Below are 17,673 nucleotides of genomic sequence, written 5' to 3'. Positions count from 1 at the left end.
TGTATGACTGAGTTGTCGCAGGTGTCGGTGACGGCACTCAAGGGTGTCGGTGAAGCCATGGCCGAGAAGCTGGCCAAGGTCGGCCTGGAAAACCTCCAGGACGTGCTCTTTCACCTGCCCCTGCGCTATCAGGACCGCACCCGCGTAGTGCCCATCGGCCATCTGCGCCCCGGGCAGGACGCGGTGGTCGAAGGCACCGTCAGCGGTGCCGATGTAGTGATGGGCAAGCGCCGCAGCCTGGTGGTGCGCCTGCAGGACGGCACCGGTGGCCTGAGCCTGCGCTTCTACCATTTCAGCAACGCGCAAAAGGAAGGCCTCAAGCGCGGCACTCGCGTGCGTTGCTACGGTGAAGCGCGCCCGGGTGCCTCGGGCCTGGAAATCTACCATCCGGAATACCGCGCCATTACCGGCGACGAACCGCCGCCGGTAGACACCACCCTCACTCCCATCTATCCGCTCACCGAGGGCCTGACGCAACAGCGCCTGCGCCAGCTGTGCATGCAGACCCTGACCCTGCTCGGCCCGCAGAGCCTGCCCGATTGGCTGCCGCAGGAGCTGGCCCGTGACTACCAGTTGGCGCCCCTGGCGGATGCGATTCGCTATCTGCACCATCCACCGGCCGATGCCGATGTCGATGAGCTGGCCCTGGGTCATCACTGGGCCCAGCATCGCCTGGCCTTTGAAGAGTTGCTGACCCACCAATTGTCCCAGCAACGCCTGCGCGAAAGCATGCGCTCCCTGCGTGCGCCAGCGATGCCCAAAGCCACGCGCCTGCCCGCGCAATACCTGGCCAACCTCGGCTTTGCGCCGACCGGCGCGCAGCAACGCGTAGGCAATGAAATCGCCTACGACCTGAGCCAGAAAGAACCCATGCTGCGCCTGATCCAGGGCGATGTTGGCGCCGGCAAGACCGTGGTCGCGGCCCTGGCCGCGCTGCAGGCCCTGGAGGCCGGCTACCAGGTGGCGTTGATGGCACCGACCGAGATCCTCGCTGAGCAGCACTTCATCACCTTCAAGCGCTGGCTCGAACCCCTGGGCCTGGAAGTGGCATGGTTGGCGGGCAAGCTCAAGGGCAAGAACCGCACTGCCGCCCTGGAGCAGATCGCCGCTGGCGCCCCGATGGTGGTAGGTACTCACGCGCTGTTCCAGGACGAAGTGAAATTCAAGAACCTGGCCCTGGTAATCATCGACGAACAGCACCGCTTTGGCGTGCAGCAACGCCTGGCCCTGCGCGAAAAGGGCGTGGGCGGGCGGATGAATCCGCACCAGTTGATCATGACGGCCACCCCGATCCCACGCACATTGGCCATGAGTGCCTACGCCGACCTCGACACCTCGATCCTCGACGAGCTGCCGCCCGGCCGCACCCCGGTCAACACCGTATTGGTCACCGACACCCGCCGCGTCGAAGTCATCGAGCGCGTGCGCGGCGCCTGCGCCGAGGGGCGCCAGGCGTATTGGGTATGCACGCTGATCGAGGAGTCCGAAGAACTGACCTGCCAGGCGGCCGAAACCACCTACGAAGACCTCACCAGCGCCCTGGGCGAGCTCAAGGTCGGGCTGATCCACGGGCGCATGAAGCCTGCGGAAAAAGCTGCAGTGATGGCCGAGTTCAAGGCCGGCAACCTGCAATTGCTGGTCGCCACCACAGTCATCGAAGTCGGCGTGGATGTGCCCAACGCCAGCCTGATGATCATCGAAAACCCCGAGCGCCTGGGCCTGGCGCAACTGCACCAGCTACGCGGTCGTGTCGGCCGGGGCAGTGCCGCCAGCCACTGTGTGCTGCTCTACCATCCGCCGCTGTCGCAGATTGGCCGCCAGCGCCTGGGGATCATGCGCGAGACCAACGACGGCTTCGTGATCGCCGAAAAAGACCTGGAACTGCGCGGCCCCGGCGAAATGCTCGGCACCCGCCAGACCGGCCTGCTGCAATTTAAAGTGGCCGACCTGATGCGCGACGCCGACCTGCTGCCCGCCGTGCGCGACGCCGCCCAGGCCCTGCTGGAACGCTGGCCGCACCACGTCAGCCCGCTGCTGGATCGCTGGCTGCGCCACGGCCAGCAATACGGCCAGGTCTGACAGACTGCCAGTAGCCGACACCATCACAAACCGCAGTTAGACACCCCCCCGCCGAACCAAGCTGGTTATACTCCAAGCAAATGTAGGAAATTGGATCCGGCCATGTCAGAAGTTGCCCACGCCACAGCCCCGCCGACTGCCCCATCGGTCATTCGGGACCTGCTCGCGAAACTCGCCATCAGCTACACGGAAGTCACCGAACACCCCGGCCTTAACCCGGCCCGAAAGGTTCAAGCGGTACTGCTCGATGACGCGGTGGGCGCCCTGATGGTGCTGTTCCCCCAGAGCCAGTTGCTGGATCTCAATCGCCTTACCGAGCTGACCGGGCGCAACCTCACCGCCGTCGCACCGGAGCGCCTGGAGCGCATGCTCGGCAAACACAGCCTGAGCCTGCTGCCCGGCCTGCCGCCGTTGACCAGCTCGCCATGCCTGTATGAAGAACGCCTGCTGCGCGAGCCGACCCTGCTGGTGCACTCGGGCGAAGCCACGGTGCTGCTGGAAATCGCCAGCGATGACTTCAAGCGCATGCTGAGCAAAGCCAGCGCCGCCAACTTCGGCGAGCCCTTGAGCAGCATCCGGCCCAACTTCGATCGCCCTAACGATGACCGCGACGAAATCTCCCAGGCCATGCAGGCGTTTACCGCCCGCCGCATCCAGCAAAGGCTGGAAGCCACCATCGAGATTCCGCCGCTGGCCGACACCGCGCAGAAGATCATCAAGCTGCGGGTTGACCCGAACGCGACCATCGACGACATCACCGGCGTGGTCGAGACCGACCCGGCCCTGGCCGCGCAAGTGGTGAGCTGGGCGGCATCGCCGTACTACGCCTCGCCGGGCAAGATCCGTTCGGTAGAGGATGCGATTGTGCGCGTGCTGGGCTTCGACCTGGTGATCAACCTGGCCCTGGGCCTGGCGCTGGGCAAGACCCTGAGCCTGCCCAAGGACCATCCGCAACAGGCCACGCCCTACTGGCACCAGTCGATCTACACCGCTGCGGTGATTGAAGGCCTGACCCGCGCCATGCCCCGCGCCCAGCGTCCGGAAGCCGGCCTGACCTACCTGGCGGGCCTGCTGCACAACTTTGGTTACCTGTTACTGGCCCACGTCTTCCCACCGCACTTCTCGCTGATCTGCCGGCACCTGGAGGTCAACCCGCACCTGTGCCACAGCTATATCGAGCAGCACTTGCTGGGCATCAGCCGCGAACAGATCGGCGCCTGGCTGATGCGTTACTGGGATATGCCGCAAGAGCTGTCCACGGCCCTGCGCTTCCAGCACGACCCGAGCTACGACGGCCAATACGCCGAATACCCGAACCTGGTATGCCTGGCGGTGCGTTTGCTGCGCGGGCGGGGGATTGGTTCCGGGCCTGAGGCCGAGATTCCGGACGAGTTGCTGGAGCGCCTGGGTCTGAGCCGCGACAAGGCCGAGGACGTGGTGAGCAAGGTGTTGGATGCCGAGGTGTTGTTGCGGGAGTTGGCGTCGCAGTTCAGCCAGGGATAAAGCTGGCGCCTGTTGTACTGCTATCGCAGGCAAGCCAGCTCCCACATTTTGAGTGCATTCCAGCGTTGGAACTCGGTCAAAAGTGGGAGCTGGCTTGCCTGCGATGAATGCAACTCGGTCTTTCAGGCCTTCTTTTTCTTCGGCTTCAAATACTTGGTCAAGCCCTGGAACCACATCACCAGGGCCGGGTTGCCCTTGATCTGGATCGACTTGTCCTGAATCCCCGTCATGAACGCCAGTTGCTTGTTCTTCGCCTGCATCGTGGCGAAGCCATAGGCGGCGTCTTTGAAGGCGATGGCGAACGCAGGCTCCGGGTGTACGCCCGAGCGGCTGGTGATGCGCTGGTCTTTGACGATGAAGTGGCGGGCGACCTTGCCGTCGAGGGTCTGCAGCTGGAATGCCAGGTCTTTGTCACCCAACTGCTGCTGGAACGCGGGGTTGTTGCGGCTGGCTTTGGCCATCATCAGGCCCAGCACCCACAGGAGAAAACGAAATTTCATGCACACGGCCTCAGTGTAATTATTGGGTGGCCGCAGCAGTTTAACGATTTGCGCGCGGAACGCCACCGATCTCCCGCGTTAGCCGGAGATCGGATGGCGTTTACCGCTTATAGCAACAACTTGGCTCAAACGTCAGGGCAAGGCATCGGTGCCCACTCGGTCACTCCAAGCGCCACCCACACGACCGTCGTGGCCCAAGAACGCGACCCAACAAAAATGGGCACCCGACCCAGTCGGCGTGCCCATTTTTCATACCTCCACGCCTCCCTTCGAGGCGGTGCCGCGCTTACGGGTTGACGCTGTCTTTAAGCGACTTGCCCGGTTTGAACGCTACGGTGTTGCTCGCCTTGATTTTCACCGGCTCGCCGGTTTGCGGGTTTTTGCCGGTGCGGGCGCCACGGTGGCGCTGCAGGAAGGTGCCGAAACCAACCAGGGTGACGCTGTCCTTGCGGTGCAAGGCGCCAGTGATTTCTTCAAGAACGGCGTTGAGGACGCGGTTGGCCTGTTCTTTGGTCAGGTCTGCTTTTTCTGCAATGGCGGCTGCGAGTTCTGGTTTACGCATAGGTGAAGCCTCTTTGACGGTTTTTTGTTGTTATGTCCGTGCTGCTCTCTGCTGGAGCAGCGCCAAGGCGCCGCAGGCTCTACTCTGCGGCAGACGGGAGTGAGGATGGCATGCCATTGGTGCCTGCGCCAGTCTCGCGGCGACCTTTCTAGGGGGAAAAAGGTGCTTATTCCGACAGAACGACCAGCATTTACGCCAGCAGAGGCGGAAGTTCCTTATTCAGGGCCAGTTTTTCCATGACTGCCGTACCGGTAAGCGCATAGCCCAGCAGGCGACCGCTGGCATCGCGGCACAAGGCCTTGATGTCGCCGCCCTGCCCTTCGACACTCCACACGCCTTCAGTGCCCCGTGGCGGTGGTGAGACCACCAGTGGGCACGCCGGGGTTTTCACCGTGACCGGCATCGGCCCGTAGTTGACCGCCGTGGCGTTGCCCGCCAGGGTCTGGGCCAGGGCGCGGGCGCAGCTCATCAGGGGCATGACGTACAACAGGTTCAGGCCATCGACCTCGGCGCAGTCGCCCAGGGCGTAGATATTGGCGTGGGAGGTCTTGAGGTGGCGGTCGACCATGATCCCACGGCTGATTTGCAGGCCGGCCGCAGCCGCCAGGTCCACCCGGGGGCGCAGGCCGATGGCGGAAACCACAAGGTCGCAATCAATCACCGTGCCATCGGACAGGTGGGCCTCCAGGCCGTCAGCCGTGCGTTGCAGGCGGTTAAGCACCGGGCCCAGGTGGAAGCGTGCGCCCAGGCCTTCCAACCCGGCCTGCACCGCTGCAGCCGCCGCCGGGTGCAGCAGGGTCGGCATGACTTGCTCGCACGGTGCCACCAGGTCGATGGTGTAGCCACCCAGGATCAGGTCGTTGGCAAATTCACAGCCGATCAGGCCCGCACCCAATAGCAACACCCGGCGCTTGCCGACAGCGGCGTGGCGAAAGCGCGCGTAGTCTTCCAGGTCGTTGATCGGGAAAATCAATTCAGCGGCATCGCCCTCGACGGGCACCTGCACAGTCTGGGCGCCCCAGGCCAGGATCAGGTCGCGGTAGGCCACCGCCTCCTCGCCGATCCACAGGCGCTTATGCCCAGGGTCGATCCCACTGATTCGGGTATGGGTGCGCACCTCGGCCTTGAGTTGCTCAGCCATGGCGCCAGGGGTCGCCATGCTCAGGCCATCGGCATCCTTGTTTTTGCCAAAACCGGTGGAGAGCATGGGCTTGGAGTAGGAACGCCCATCATCCGCGGTGATCAGCAACAGCGGGGTTTCGCTGTCGAGCTTGCGAAACTCCCGAGCCAGGTTGTAACCGGCCAAGCCCGTACCGATGATCACGACAGGTGCGCTCATTCCATTCTCCTTGTAGTGCGTTTCTTAAATTCAGCGAATCAACCGATTTCGATCATTTCAAAATCCATTTTGCCGACGCCGCAGTCCGGGCACAGCCAGTCTTCCGGGACGTCCTGCCACAGGGTACCTGGGGCGATCCCGTCATCCGGCCAACCGTCCTTCTCGTCATAGATCAGGCCACAGACTACACATTGCCACTTCTTCATTACTTGCTTCCTCAGGGTCCAGGCTTACTGGCCGACGGTCGATAGATCCAGCATTGCCGTGCGGCTCAGGGCGTTTTGTACTGATCGGGGCGCCCAGATGCAAGCATGTTCGACCCAATGTCCCGGCACACGCCGGCAACAATCCAGGCTGCCATGGTAAGCTCGGCGCCTCATTAACTGCCAATAATGACTCCCCGTGCCGCATTCGATTGCCGTTCCCGATGCCTGCCAATGGCTGAACCAGAGCCTTCTACGCCCTCTGCCCGCCCCCCCCGCCCTTGACTGGCTGTTCGATGAAGGCTCGCTGACCCGCCGCCTGACGCACCTGTCCAACGATGGTTTCAGTGTTACGCCGCTGTACGAAGGCTGGCAGCCCCTGCGAGACGACGAATGCGCCGCCCTCGACCTGCCAGCGGCCAGTATTGGCTGGGTACGCGAGGTGTATTTGCGCGGTCACGGCCAGGCCTGGGTGTTCGCCCGCAGCGTGGCGGCGCGCAGTGCCTTGCAGGGCGATGGCTTGCATATGGATGAGTTGGGCAGTCGCTCCCTGGGCGAGTTGCTGTTTTGTGACCAGGCCTTCACCCGCCAGGCCATCGAGGTCTGCCACTACCCACGCGCCTGGCTGCCGCAAGCCGATCAGGCCAATGGCTTGTGGGCGCGGCGCTCGCGCTTTGATCGCGGCGCGTTGAGCGTGTTGGTGGCGGAAGTGTTCCTGCCGAGCCTGTGGCAAGCCGTGCAGCAATCTGCGGAGGATTGCTGATGTACCAGCGCCTGCTCCAATCCCTGAACCGCTTGAACCCACGGGCCTGGGACTTTGTGCAACTGACGCGGATGGACAAGCCCATCGGCATCTATCTGCTGCTGTGGCCCACCCTGTGGGCACTGTGGATTGCCGGCAAGGGCTCGCCATCGTTGAGCAATATCGTGATTTTTGTGTTGGGCGTGACCCTGACCCGTGCCGCCGGTTGCGTGATCAATGACTGGGCTGACCGCAAGGTCGACGGCCATGTGAAGCGCACCGCGCAACGCCCGTTGGCCAGCGGCAAGATCAGCTCCAAAGAGGCCCTGGTGTTCTTTGCGGTGCTGATGGCCATCAGCTTTTTGCTGGTGCTGCTGACCAATGCCGCCACCATCTGGCTGTCCCTGGGCGGCCTGGCCCTGGCCGTCAGCTACCCCTTCATGAAGCGCTACACCTATTACCCGCAAGTGGTGCTCGGCGCGGCGTTTTCCTGGGGCATGCCCATGGCGTTTACCGCCGAGACCGGCAGCCTGCCGGCCATTGCGTGGCTGCTGTATATCGCCAACCTGCTGTGGACCGTGGCCTACGACACCTACTACGCCATGACCGACCGCGATGACGATCTGAAAATCGGCGTCAAATCCACCGCGATCCTGTTTGGCGATGCCGACCGGATCATCATCCTTACCTTGCAGGGGCTCGCGCTGCTTTGCCTGCTACTGGCGGGCTCACGCTTCGAACTGGGCGGCTGGTTCCACCTGGGGCTGGTGGCGGCGGCGGGGTGTTTTGCCTGGGAGTTCTGGTACACCCGGGATCGGGACCGGATGAAGTGCTTCAAGGCGTTTTTGCACAACCATTGGGCAGGGTTGGCGATTTTTCTCGGGATTGTGGCCGACTACGCCTTCCGATAATGCCCTGTAGCTTGTAGGAGCCGGCTTGCCGGCGATGAGGCCAGCAGCCCTGCGGTGGTTTCAGGGCCGCCATCGCCGGCAAGCCGGCTCCTACAGGGGAGTTCAGGGCTTGGCGACCTTCCAGGCGCCGTCCATTTTGCCGTCGCCGGTCGCATCGCCGGCCTTCTTGTCGGCGATGAAGGTATACAGCGGCTTGCCGTCATAGGCCCATTGGCTGGTGTTGTCGTCACGGGTGATGACGGTCCACTTGCCCATCGGTTTATCGGTGGACTCGGCCTTCAACGGCGGCCAGTTGGTGGCGCACTTGTCGTTGCAGTTGGACTTGCCGTCGGCATCCTTGGCAAAGGTATAGAGCGCCATGCCCTTGTGGTCCACCAACATCCCGTCTTTAGTCATGGCCGGGTCCGCCGCGACAGCCAGTGTCGGCAGCGTCAACGCCGCCGTGACCAGCAGGGCTTTCCAGGAAAAAATACCTTGAGTCATCAGAACCTTCCTTTTGCGGTTGTCAGGATTCGGACTCAAAGCGTAGTTCAGGACTAGGCCGATTGCGCAGGCCAGTAAAATACTGTCACACGACTGCAATAATTCCGTTATCTAATGCGGCGCAAGACAGTTAAATGACAAGAGGACTTAGCATGGTTGGCAGGAGCATTCTGATCGTTGACGACGAAGCGCCCATTCGCGAAATGATCGCCGTTGCGTTGGAAATGGCCGGCTATGACTGCCTGGAGGCAGAGAACTCCCAGCAGGCCCACGCCATTATCGTCGACCGCAAGCCGGACCTGATCCTGCTGGACTGGATGCTGCCCGGCACCTCTGGCATCGAGCTGGCCCGGCGCCTCAAGCGCGATGAGCTGACCGGGGATATCCCGATCATCATGCTCACCGCCAAGGGCGAAGAGGACAACAAGATCCAGGGCCTGGAAGTCGGCGCCGATGACTACATCACCAAGCCGTTTTCCCCACGGGAACTGGTCGCACGTCTGAAGGCCGTGCTGCGCCGCGCCGGCCCGACCGATGGCGAGGCGCCGATTGAAGTCGGCGGCCTGCTGCTGGACCCGATCAGCCACCGCGTGACCATCGACGGCAAGCCTGCCGAAATGGGCCCCACCGAATACCGCCTGTTGCAGTTCTTCATGACCCACCAGGAACGCGCCTATACCCGTGGGCAATTGCTGGACCAGGTGTGGGGCGGCAATGTGTATGTCGAGGAGCGCACCGTGGACGTGCATATCCGCCGCCTGCGCAAAGCCTTGGGCGATGCCTACGAGAATCTGGTACAAACCGTGCGCGGTACCGGCTATCGGTTTTCCACCAAAGGCTGAGCCAGCCCTTCCCAGACTTAACAGCCGACAAGGACGCATGTTCAAGTGAACCAAAACTGGCATGGCACCCTGATCCGCCACATGCTCCTGCTGGTCACCGGCTGCCTGTTGGTCGGCCTGATCAGCGGCTACTACGGCTGGAGCCTGGCCATCGGCCTGGGCCTCTACCTGGGCTGGACCCTCAAGCAATTGCTGCGCCTGCACGAGTGGCTGCGCCAGCACAAACCCGACGAAGCACCACCCGACGGCTACGGCCTGTGGGGCGAGGTGTTCGACAGCATCTATCACCTGCAACGCCGCGACCAGCGGGTGCGGGGCCGCCTGCAAGCGGTGATCGACCGGGTCCAGGAGTCGACGGCCGCGCTCAAGGACGCGGTGATCATGCTCGACAGCGACGGCAACCTGGAATGGTGGAACCGCGCCGCCGAGACCCTGCTGGGCCTCAAGACGCCCCAGGACAGCGGCCAGCCGGTGACCAACCTGGTACGCCATCCGCGTTTCAAGGAATACTTCGAGCAGGATAACTACGAGGAAGCCCTGGAAATCCCGTCGCCCACCAACGATCGGGTGCGCATCCAGCTGTACCTCACGCGCTATGGCAACAATGAACACTTGATGCTGGTGCGCGACGTCACCCGCATCCATCAGTTGGAACAGATGCGCAAGGATTTCGTCGCCAACGTCTCCCACGAATTGCGTACGCCGCTGACGGTGATCTGTGGCTACCTGGAGACGCTGCTGGACAACGTCGAAGGCGTCAACCCGCGCTGGAACCGTGCCTTGCAGCAGATGCAGCAACAGGGCTCACGCATGCAGACCCTGCTCAACGACCTGCTGCTGCTGGCCAAGCTGGAAGCCACCGACTACCCCTCGGACAACCACCCCGTGGCCGTACAGAGCCTGCTGCAGACCATCAAAAACGATGCCCAGGCCCTGTCCGGCGAGCGCGGCCAGATCATTACCCTGGAAGCCGACCCGTCGGTGCTGCTCAAGGGCAGCGAGGGCGAATTGCGCAGTGCTTTTTCCAACCTGGTGTTCAACGCTGTGAAGTACACCCAGGACAAAGGCACGATCCGCATCCGCTGGTGGGCCGATCAGCAGGGGGCGCACCTGAGCGTGCAGGATTCGGGGATTGGTATCGACAGTAAACACCTGCCACGCCTGACCGAGCGTTTCTACCGCGTCGACTCCAGCCGCAACTCCAACACCGGCGGTACGGGGCTGGGCTTGGCGATCGTCAAGCACGTGCTGTTGCGCCATCGGGCCCGCCTGGAAATCAGCAGCGTCCTGGGCCATGGCAGCACCTTTACCTGCCACTTTGCGCCGACGCAGGTCAGTCGTTCGCAAGCAATCGCGACGAAGGATTAATCTGAAAATAACCCCCACCCTCCTGTGGGAGCTGGCTTGCCTGCGATAGCATCACCTCGGTGCATCTGTAAGACCTAGGCGCCTGCATCGCAGGCAAGCCAGCTCCCACATGAGCCCAATGCAGCAGGCATTCACGGATCCGCCCGGCAGCCGCCACTAGGCAAGCGCCCCTTCAGCCGCTACATTGCCTGACTTGTGCCCGCCCTTGAGGCACAGCCATCACCCCTTTTTGAATACACGGAACCCGCAAAACCCCATCATGGACCCTTCCCCTGGTATCACCCTCGCGACACTCTTCGCCGATTTCGGCATGATTCTTTTTGCACTGATCCTGGTACTGCTCAACGGTTTCTTCGTTGCGGCGGAATTTGCCATGGTCAAACTGCGCTCCACCCGGGTCGAGGCCATCGCCCACACCAACGGCTGGCGCGGGCAGATCCTGCGCACCGTACACAGCCAGCTCGACGCGTATCTGTCGGCCTGCCAGCTGGGTATCACCCTCGCCTCCCTGGGCTTGGGCTGGGTCGGTGAGCCGGCTTTTGCGCACATCCTGGAGCCGTTGCTGGGGGCCATGGGCGTCGAGTCGCCTGAAGTCATCAAGGGCGTGTCGTTCTTTGCCGCCTTCTTCGTGATTTCCTACCTGCACATCGTGGTCGGTGAACTGGCGCCCAAGTCCTGGGCCATTCGCAAGCCCGAGTTGCTGTCGCTGTGGACGGCGGTGCCGCTGTACCTGTTCTACTGGGCGATGTACCCGGCAATCTACCTGCTCAACGCCAGCGCCAACGCGATCCTGCGCATCGCCGGCCAGGGCGAGCCCGGCCCCCATCACGAGCACCATTACAGCCGCGAAGAACTCAAGCTGATCCTGCACTCCAGCCGTGGCCAGGACCCAAGCGACCAAGGCATGCGCGTGCTGGCCTCGGCCGTGGAAATGGGCGAACTGGAAGTAGTGGACTGGGCCAACTCGCGGGAAGACCTGGTGACCCTGGACTTCAACGCGCCGCTCAAGGAAATCCTCGCGCTGTTCCGCCGCCACAAATTCAGTCGCTACCCGGTGTACGACCCGGTGCGTGGTGAGTTTGTCGGCCTGCTGCACATCAAGGATCTGCTGCTGGAACTGGCGGCCCTGGATCATATTCCCGAGTCGTTCAACCTGGCCGAGCTGACCCGCCCGCTGGAGCGCGTGTCGCGGCACATGCCGCTGTCGCAATTGCTCGAACAGTTCCGCAAGGGCGGCGCGCACTTTGCCCTGGTAGAGGAAGCCGACGGCAACATCATCGGCTACCTGACCATGGAAGACGTGCTGGAAGTGCTGGTGGGCGATATCCAGGACGAACACCGCAAGGCCGAGCGCGGCATCCTCGCCTACCAGCCGGGCAAACTGCTGGTGCGTGGTGACACGCCGCTGTTCAAGATCGAGCGCCTGCTGGGCATCGACCTGGACCACATCGAGGCCGAAACCCTCGCTGGCTTGATCTACGACACCCTCAACCGGGTGCCGGAAGAGGAAGAAGTGCTGGAAGTGGAAGGCCTGCGGATCATCATCAAGAAGATGAAAGGCCCGAAAATCGTGCTGGCCAAGGTCCTGATGCTCGACTAGGGCACACCCCCTGTAGGAGCGAGCTTGCTCGCGAAGGACGTTAACGATAACGCTGGGATCCTGACACCCGGCAGCGCCCTCAGGTTTTTCGCGAGCAAGCTCGCTCCTACAAAAGCCTTACCGCGTGCCCGACGCAAAGTTGGGCAAGGCCTGTACCGGCTGCGTGAACTCATACGGAATCGACACCCACCCCGCCCCCGTATCGCGCTGCACCACAAAATGCAGGTGTGGCCCGCTGCTGTTACCGGTATTGCCCGACTGCCCCAGCGGGCTGCCCACCCCCACGTGCTGCCCATCCCTGACGCTGACCGACCCTCGTTTGAGGTGCAGATACACACCCTGGGTGCCGTCATCGTGCAACACCCGCACGAAGTTGCCCGACGGGTCACTGCCGCGCCCGGATTGGTTGTTCTCGGTCTTCACCACCAAGCCGGCCCGCGCAGCGATGATCGGCGTGCCCTCGGGCATGGCGATATCCATGGCGTAGCGACTCTTGACGTCAGAATGACTGAACGTGCCGCCAGGCCCCTGGGTCAGGCGGAAAGGCCCGCCACGCCAGGGCAACGGGTAGCGCTGGAACTGCGCCGGCCGCAAGTTACGCCGCGGCTGGGGATCAAGCACCTGGCGCTTCACCGGCACCACCCGCCGTTCCTGGAACACAAACGCCTGGGCGCCGGGGGTCTTCTGCTCGCTGAAAAACACCACGCCACGGGCATCGGTGGAACGATAGAGGGTCATGGCCAGGGTCGATGAAGCGACCGCACACAGGCCACAAAACAACATAAAACGCACAAGCATCGGATAAACCTGCCGGGTATGACTGAACGGCAGGCTAGCAAGGGTTCATGACACTGTTGTGTAGACCGACGCCCCTGTAGGAGCCGGCTTGCCGGCGATGGCGGTTTATCTGTCACCGCGCCACGCCATCGCTGGCAAGCCAGCATCTACAGGGATCAGGGGGTCGGTTCAGGCACCCGGCACAAAATGCTTCTGCGCGGTGCCCCGGGCAATCAGCCGGGAGATGTAGTCCAGCTTCTGCGCGTCCTGGTCGATAAAGCGGAAGGTCAGTTGCAGCCAGTCGCTGTCGGGGCGTGGTTCGTAGGCGACGATGGCGTGCAGGTAGCCGTTGAGGCGGGCGGTTTCGGCGTTCTCGCCTTGTTCAAGGTCAAGCACAGCACTTTCCAGCACTTGCGGCAGGACGTCGCCACGGCGCACCACCAGCAGCGCCTCCTTGATGCTCAGGCCCTTGATCACACATTGCTGGGTGCCACTGGACAGGCGCAATTGGCCCTGGCCGCGACCGCTGGCGGCCGAGGGGGCGGCGGTGGACTGCACGGGCGGGCTGTTGAGCAGGCCTTTGCTCGGCGCGGCCACCGGGGCGGGCTTGACCGCTTCGGGCTTGCCACCGGTCAGGGCGCTGAGGGAGTCGTTGCCGAAAGCCGAGTTCATCTTGGTCGGCGCACTGGCCAGCAAGGCGTCGAGGCGACCGATCTTATTCAGGGCCTGCTTGACCTTGTTCAGCAACTGTTCGTTGGTGAACGGCTTGCTGACATAGCCGGAGACGCCGGCCTGGATGGCCTGGACCACGTTTTCCTTGTCGCCACGGCTGGTGACCATGACAAACGGCATGGACTTGAGCTGTGGCTGCTCACGGCACCAGGTCAACAGTTCCAGGCCAGACATTTCCGGCATTTCCCAGTCGCACAGCACCATGTCGAAGGTTTCGCGCATCAGGATGGCCTGGGCCTTTTTGCCGTTCACCGCATCTTCAATCTTGATACCGGGGAAGTAGTTACGCAGGCACTTCTTCACCAGGTCGCGAATAAACGAGGCGTCATCCACCACCAATACACTGACTTTACTCATCGACCCTTCATCCTCTCAAAACCCCGGCAAGCAAAACGCTTAACTGATGGCATTTTGCCAAAAACTCGTCAGTCACGCCGGGACTTTATGGCTGCCCGCAGCGCAAAACTCATACGCCACAAACGCAAACGCCCGACCAGAGGCCGGGCGTTTATTTCTCGGGCAATCTTACTTATCGTCAGATTCGGCCGGAACATTAGGGATTTGATCGGCCGTGCCTTCAACTTCGGCTTTCATGCGCTTGAGGCCCATGTGCCGCACGTCGGTGCCGCGTACCAGGTAAATGACCAATTCCGAGATATTGCGCGCGTGGTCGCCGATCCGCTCCAGGGAGCGCAGTACCCAGATGATGCTCAATACCCGCGAGATGGAGCGCGGATCTTCCATCATGTAGGTCGCCAGCTCACGCAGGGCGGTCTTGTACTCGCGGTCGATGATCTTGTCGTACTGGGCCACCGACAACGCCAGGTCGGCGTCAAAGCGGGCAAACGCATCCAGCGCATCGCGCACCATGTTGCGCACCTGGTCGCCGATGTGACGCACTTCGACGTAACCGCGCGGCGCTTCGCCTTCTTCGCACAACTGGATGGCGCGACGGGCGATCTTGGTGGCTTCATCGCCGATGCGCTCCAGGTCGATCACCGACTTGGAAATACTGATGATCAACCGCAGGTCGGAGGCCGCCGGCTGGCGACGAGCGAGGATGCGCAGGCATTCCTCGTCGATGTTGCGCTCCATCTGGTTGATCTGGTCGTCGATCTCGCGCACTTGCTGGGCCAGGCCCGAGTCGGCCTCGATCAGCGCGGTCACCGCGTCGTTGACTTGCTTCTCCACCAGCCCGCCCATGGCCAGGAGGTGGCTGCGCACTTCCTCAAGCTCGGCGTTGAACTGCGCGGAGATGTGGTGGGTAAGGCCTTCTTTGCTAATCATGTTGGCGTCCTTGGAGCGTCCGGTAAGGTGCGGAGAACCGCAGCGTCAGTGCAATAAAAACCACAGCTTCCTAGCCGTAGCGACCGGTGATGTAGTCTTCGGTCTGCTTCTTCGCCGGATTGGTGAACAGGGTATCGGTATCGCCGAACTCCACCAGTTTGCCCATGTACATGAACGCGGTGTAGTCGGAAACCCGCGCCGCCTGTTGCATGTTGTGGGTCACGATGACGATGGTGAACTTGGACTTGAGCTCGTAGATCAGCTCTTCGACTTTCAGCGTCGAGATCGGGTCGAGTGCCGAGCACGGTTCGTCGAGCAGCAGCACTTCCGGCTCCACGGCGATGGTCCGGGCAATCACCAGACGCTGCTGCTGGCCGCCGGACAGGCCGAGGGCCGATTCGTGCAGGCGGTCCTTGACCTCGTCCCACAGCGCCGCGCCCTTGAGGGCCCACTCCACCGCTTCGTCGAGGATGCGCTTCTTGTTGATGCCCTGGATCCGCAGGCCATAGACCACGTTTTCGTAGATGGTCTTGGGGAACGGGTTAGGCTTCTGGAACACCATGCCCACCCGGCGACGCAGCTCGGCCACGTCTTCGCCCTTGCGGTAGATGTTGCTGCCGTAGAGGTTGATCGCGCCTTCCACACGGCAACCGTCCACCAGGTCGTTCATGCGGTTGAAGGTGCGCAACAGCGTGGACTTGCCGCAGCCCGACGGGCCGATAAAGGCGGTCACGCGCTGCTTGGGGATGTTCATGCTGACGTCGAACAGGGCCTGCTTCTCACCGTAGTACAGGCTCAGGCCCGGGACTTCGATGGCCACGGTTTCTTCGGCCAGGCTCAGGCTCTGCTTGTCGCGACCCAGGGCTGACATGTTGATGCCGTGGGAATGGGTTTCATGTTGCATGGGATGCTCCCTGTGCTACCAATTCGTTTCGTTGAACCGCTGGAGCGGCTTACTCAAATTCTGTGTCTGTGGGAGCTGGCTTGCCTGCGATGGCATCACTGCGGTCTTACTGATACACCGCGTCGTCTGCATCGCAGGCAAGCCAGCTCCCACATTGGACCGTGTCAGCTATCCAGTGCCTTGTACTTTTCGCGCAGGTGGTTACGAATCCATACCGCCGACAGGTTCAGGGTGGCGATCACCAGCACCAGCAGGAACGCGGTGGCGTACACCAGCGGACGGGCGGCCTCGACGTTGGGGCTCTGGAAGCCGACGTCGTAGATATGGAAGCCCAGGTGCATGATCTTCTGGTCCAGGTGCAGGTACGGGTAGTTGCCGTCCAGCGGCAGCGATGGCGCCAGCTTGACCACACCCACCAGCATCAGCGGTGCTACTTCACCCGCGGCGCGGGCCACCGCGAGGATCATGCCGGTCATCATCGCCGGGCTGGCCATGGGCAGGACGATTTTCCACAGGGTTTCGGCCTTGGTCGCACCCAGTGCCAGGGAACCTTCACGCACCGTGCGTGGGATTCGCGCCAGGCCTTCTTCGGTGGCCACGATCACCACCGGCACCGCCAGCAGCGCCAGGGTCAACGAAGCCCACAACAGGCCCGGCGTACCGAAGGTCGGCGCCGGCAGGGCTTCGGGGAAGAACAGGCGGTCCACCGAACCACCCAGCACGTACACAAAGAAGCCCAGGCCGAATACGCCGTAGACAATCGCCGGGACGCCCGCCAGGTTGTTCACCGCGATACGGATAATGCGGGTCAAGGTGTTCTGCTTGGCGTATTCACGCAGGTAGACCGCCGCCAGCACGCCGAACGGAGTCACGATCATCGCCATGATCAGGGTCATCATCACGGTGCCGAAGATCGCCGGGAAGATCCCGCCTTCGGTGTTGGCTTCCCGCGGGTCATCGCTGAGGAATTCCCAGACCTTGCTGACATAGAAACCCATCTTGGTCAGGGTGCCCATGGCGTTCGGCTGGTAGGCATGCACCACATGGCCGATGTTGATTTCCAGCTCTTTGCCGTTGGCGTCACGGGCCGTGAGGCTGTCGCGGTTGAACTGGGCGTGCAGGTCGGTCAGGCGCGCCTCGACGGCCTGGTAACGCGCATTCAGCTCGGCGCGGTCGGCATCCATGTCAGCCTGGGCGGCAGCGTCGAGCTTGCCGCTGAGTTCCAGTTTGCGACCGTGCAGGCGGATTCGCTCCAGGCCGGCGTTGATCGCACCAATGTCGCTCTTCTCAAGGGTCTTGAGATCGGCAGCCAACCTGTTCACCCGCTCAACCCGCGCCTGCAGCTCGGGCCACGCCGCCTCGCCTTCGGCGATGACTTTGCCATCCTGCTTGACGTTGACCAGGGTGCCGTAGAAGTTGCCCCACTCACGACGCTCGATGGCCATCAACTCGACAGGCGTGGTCTGGTTGGTCAGCCACTCGCCGACGATCCAGGTGAAGTCATTGCCGTTCAAGTCCCGGTTGCCGACCTTGATCAGCTCGCGGGTCATGAACTCCGGACCTTCGTCCGGCACCGGCAGGCCAGCGCTTTTCAGGCGCTCGCGCGGCACTTGTTCTTTCTGTACCACTTCGCCGATGACGATGTGGTTGGCCTGGCCCGGCACGTTGTAGTTGGCCTGGATCAGGTCGGCCGGCCAGAAGTGACCCAAGCCGCGTACGGCAATCACAGCCAGCAAACCAATGGTCATGATGACCGCGATGGCCACCGCGCCACCGCTGATCCAGACGCCAGGGGCGCCGCTCTTGAACCATCCATTCAGGGAGTTCTGTTTCACAGACTT

At 62.5% G+C, this 17,673-nt stretch carries 17 protein-coding genes and 1 pseudogene; 8 read left to right on the top strand and 10 right to left on the bottom strand.

Annotation, left to right across the window (positions count from 1 at the left end):
• Positions 1-3: 3 nt before the first annotated feature.
• Positions 4-2,079, top strand: a complete 2,076-nt coding sequence (gene recG, locus HBO19_RS11275) for an ATP-dependent DNA helicase RecG (protein WP_057961010.1) — start codon at positions 4-6, stop codon at positions 2,077-2,079.
• Positions 2,080-2,181: 102 nt separating this feature from the next.
• Positions 2,182-3,582, top strand: coding sequence for an aminoacyl-tRNA deacylase and HDOD domain-containing protein (locus tag HBO19_RS11270; RefSeq protein WP_170057527.1), 1,401 nt, complete (start codon positions 2,182-2,184; stop codon positions 3,580-3,582).
• Positions 3,583-3,704: 122 nt separating this feature from the next.
• Here the strand turns inward: HBO19_RS11270 and HBO19_RS11265 are convergent, their stop codons facing one another.
• The 4 genes from HBO19_RS11265 to HBO19_RS11250 form a co-directional block, all read right to left on the bottom strand.
• Entirely contained in the window at positions 3,705-4,082 is a 378-nt protein-coding gene (locus HBO19_RS11265; RefSeq protein ID WP_029289848.1) for a hypothetical protein, read from the bottom strand.
• 286 nt (positions 4,083-4,368) lie between these two features.
• Positions 4,369-4,644: an HU family DNA-binding protein gene (locus HBO19_RS11260; RefSeq protein WP_003213368.1), complete on the bottom strand. Its 276-nt coding sequence runs from the start codon at positions 4,642-4,644 to the stop codon at positions 4,369-4,371.
• Positions 4,645-4,834: 190 nt separating this feature from the next.
• On the bottom strand, positions 4,835-5,983 hold the full coding sequence (locus tag HBO19_RS11255; RefSeq protein ID WP_169955424.1) for an FAD-dependent oxidoreductase: 1,149 nt from the start codon (positions 5,981-5,983) through the stop codon (positions 4,835-4,837).
• A gap of 38 nt (positions 5,984-6,021) precedes the next feature.
• Positions 6,022-6,189: a rubredoxin gene (locus HBO19_RS11250; protein ID WP_003213373.1), complete on the bottom strand. Its 168-nt coding sequence runs from the start codon at positions 6,187-6,189 to the stop codon at positions 6,022-6,024.
• 196 nt (positions 6,190-6,385) lie between these two features.
• On the opposite strand from HBO19_RS11250, the gene HBO19_RS11245 reads away from it, so the two are divergent.
• Positions 6,386-6,949 carry a chorismate lyase gene (locus HBO19_RS11245; RefSeq protein ID WP_169955425.1) on the top strand — a complete coding sequence of 188 codons (564 nt, stop codon included), beginning with the start codon at positions 6,386-6,388 and terminating at the stop codon, positions 6,947-6,949.
• On the top strand, positions 6,949-7,839 hold the full coding sequence (gene ubiA / locus HBO19_RS11240) for a 4-hydroxybenzoate octaprenyltransferase (RefSeq protein WP_170057526.1): 891 nt from the start codon (positions 6,949-6,951) through the stop codon (positions 7,837-7,839). The genes HBO19_RS11245 and ubiA overlap by 1 nt, the downstream gene beginning before the upstream one ends.
• Before the next feature lie 102 nt (positions 7,840-7,941).
• On the opposite strand, the gene HBO19_RS11235 is transcribed toward ubiA, so the two are convergent.
• The gene (locus HBO19_RS11235) at positions 7,942-8,322 is read right to left on the bottom strand and encodes a hypothetical protein (protein WP_169955427.1); all 381 of its coding nucleotides are present in this window, start codon (positions 8,320-8,322) and stop codon (positions 7,942-7,944) included.
• Positions 8,323-8,474: 152 nt separating this feature from the next.
• Here HBO19_RS11235 and phoB point away from each other — a divergent pair, with 152 nt between their 5' ends.
• The 4 genes and pseudogenes from phoB to HBO19_RS28480 form a co-directional block, all read left to right on the top strand.
• Positions 8,475-9,164: a phosphate regulon transcriptional regulator PhoB gene (gene phoB, locus HBO19_RS11230; protein ID WP_003176964.1), complete on the top strand. Its 690-nt coding sequence runs from the start codon at positions 8,475-8,477 to the stop codon at positions 9,162-9,164.
• An 81-nt stretch (positions 9,165-9,245) separates the two neighbouring features.
• Entirely contained in the window at positions 9,246-10,532 is a 1,287-nt protein-coding gene (gene phoR, locus HBO19_RS11225) for a phosphate regulon sensor histidine kinase PhoR (protein ID WP_178121202.1), read from the top strand.
• Between the two features lie 259 nt (positions 10,533-10,791).
• Entirely contained in the window at positions 10,792-12,132 is a 1,341-nt protein-coding gene (locus tag HBO19_RS11220) for a hemolysin family protein (RefSeq protein WP_029289929.1), read from the top strand.
• A 24-nt stretch (positions 12,133-12,156) separates the two neighbouring features.
• A pseudogene (locus tag HBO19_RS28480) lies at positions 12,157-12,243 on the top strand (outer membrane lipoprotein carrier protein LolA); the annotation flags it as partial.
• 6 nt (positions 12,244-12,249) lie between these two features.
• Here HBO19_RS28480 and HBO19_RS11215 read toward each other — a convergent pair.
• The 5 genes from HBO19_RS11215 to pstA all read right to left on the bottom strand — a co-directional run bounded on the left by HBO19_RS11215 (position 12,250) and on the right by pstA (position 17,667).
• On the bottom strand, positions 12,250-12,930 hold the full coding sequence (locus tag HBO19_RS11215; RefSeq protein ID WP_170057525.1) for a peptidoglycan DD-metalloendopeptidase family protein: 681 nt from the start codon (positions 12,928-12,930) through the stop codon (positions 12,250-12,252).
• Positions 12,931-13,098: 168 nt separating this feature from the next.
• Positions 13,099-13,998, bottom strand: a complete 900-nt coding sequence (locus tag HBO19_RS11210) for a response regulator (RefSeq protein WP_169955430.1) — start codon at positions 13,996-13,998, stop codon at positions 13,099-13,101.
• Positions 13,999-14,166: 168 nt separating this feature from the next.
• Positions 14,167-14,928, bottom strand: coding sequence for a phosphate signaling complex protein PhoU (gene phoU, locus HBO19_RS11205; protein ID WP_057961181.1), 762 nt, complete (start codon positions 14,926-14,928; stop codon positions 14,167-14,169).
• 70 nt (positions 14,929-14,998) lie between these two features.
• Complete coding sequence (gene pstB, locus HBO19_RS11200) at positions 14,999-15,832, bottom strand: phosphate ABC transporter ATP-binding protein PstB (protein ID WP_029289934.1); 834 nt, start codon at positions 15,830-15,832, stop codon at positions 14,999-15,001.
• 164 nt (positions 15,833-15,996) lie between these two features.
• Positions 15,997-17,667, bottom strand: a complete 1,671-nt coding sequence (gene pstA, locus HBO19_RS11195) for a phosphate ABC transporter permease PstA (RefSeq protein ID WP_169955431.1) — start codon at positions 17,665-17,667, stop codon at positions 15,997-15,999.
• Positions 17,668-17,673: the final 6 nt, after the last annotated feature.

Source organism: Pseudomonas sp. WS 5021, from assembly GCF_012985535.1.
GTDB lineage: Bacteria > Pseudomonadota > Gammaproteobacteria > Pseudomonadales > Pseudomonadaceae > Aquipseudomonas.
Note: the sequence above shows the minus strand (reverse complement) of the source record. Positions and strands in the feature narration are given on the sequence as shown.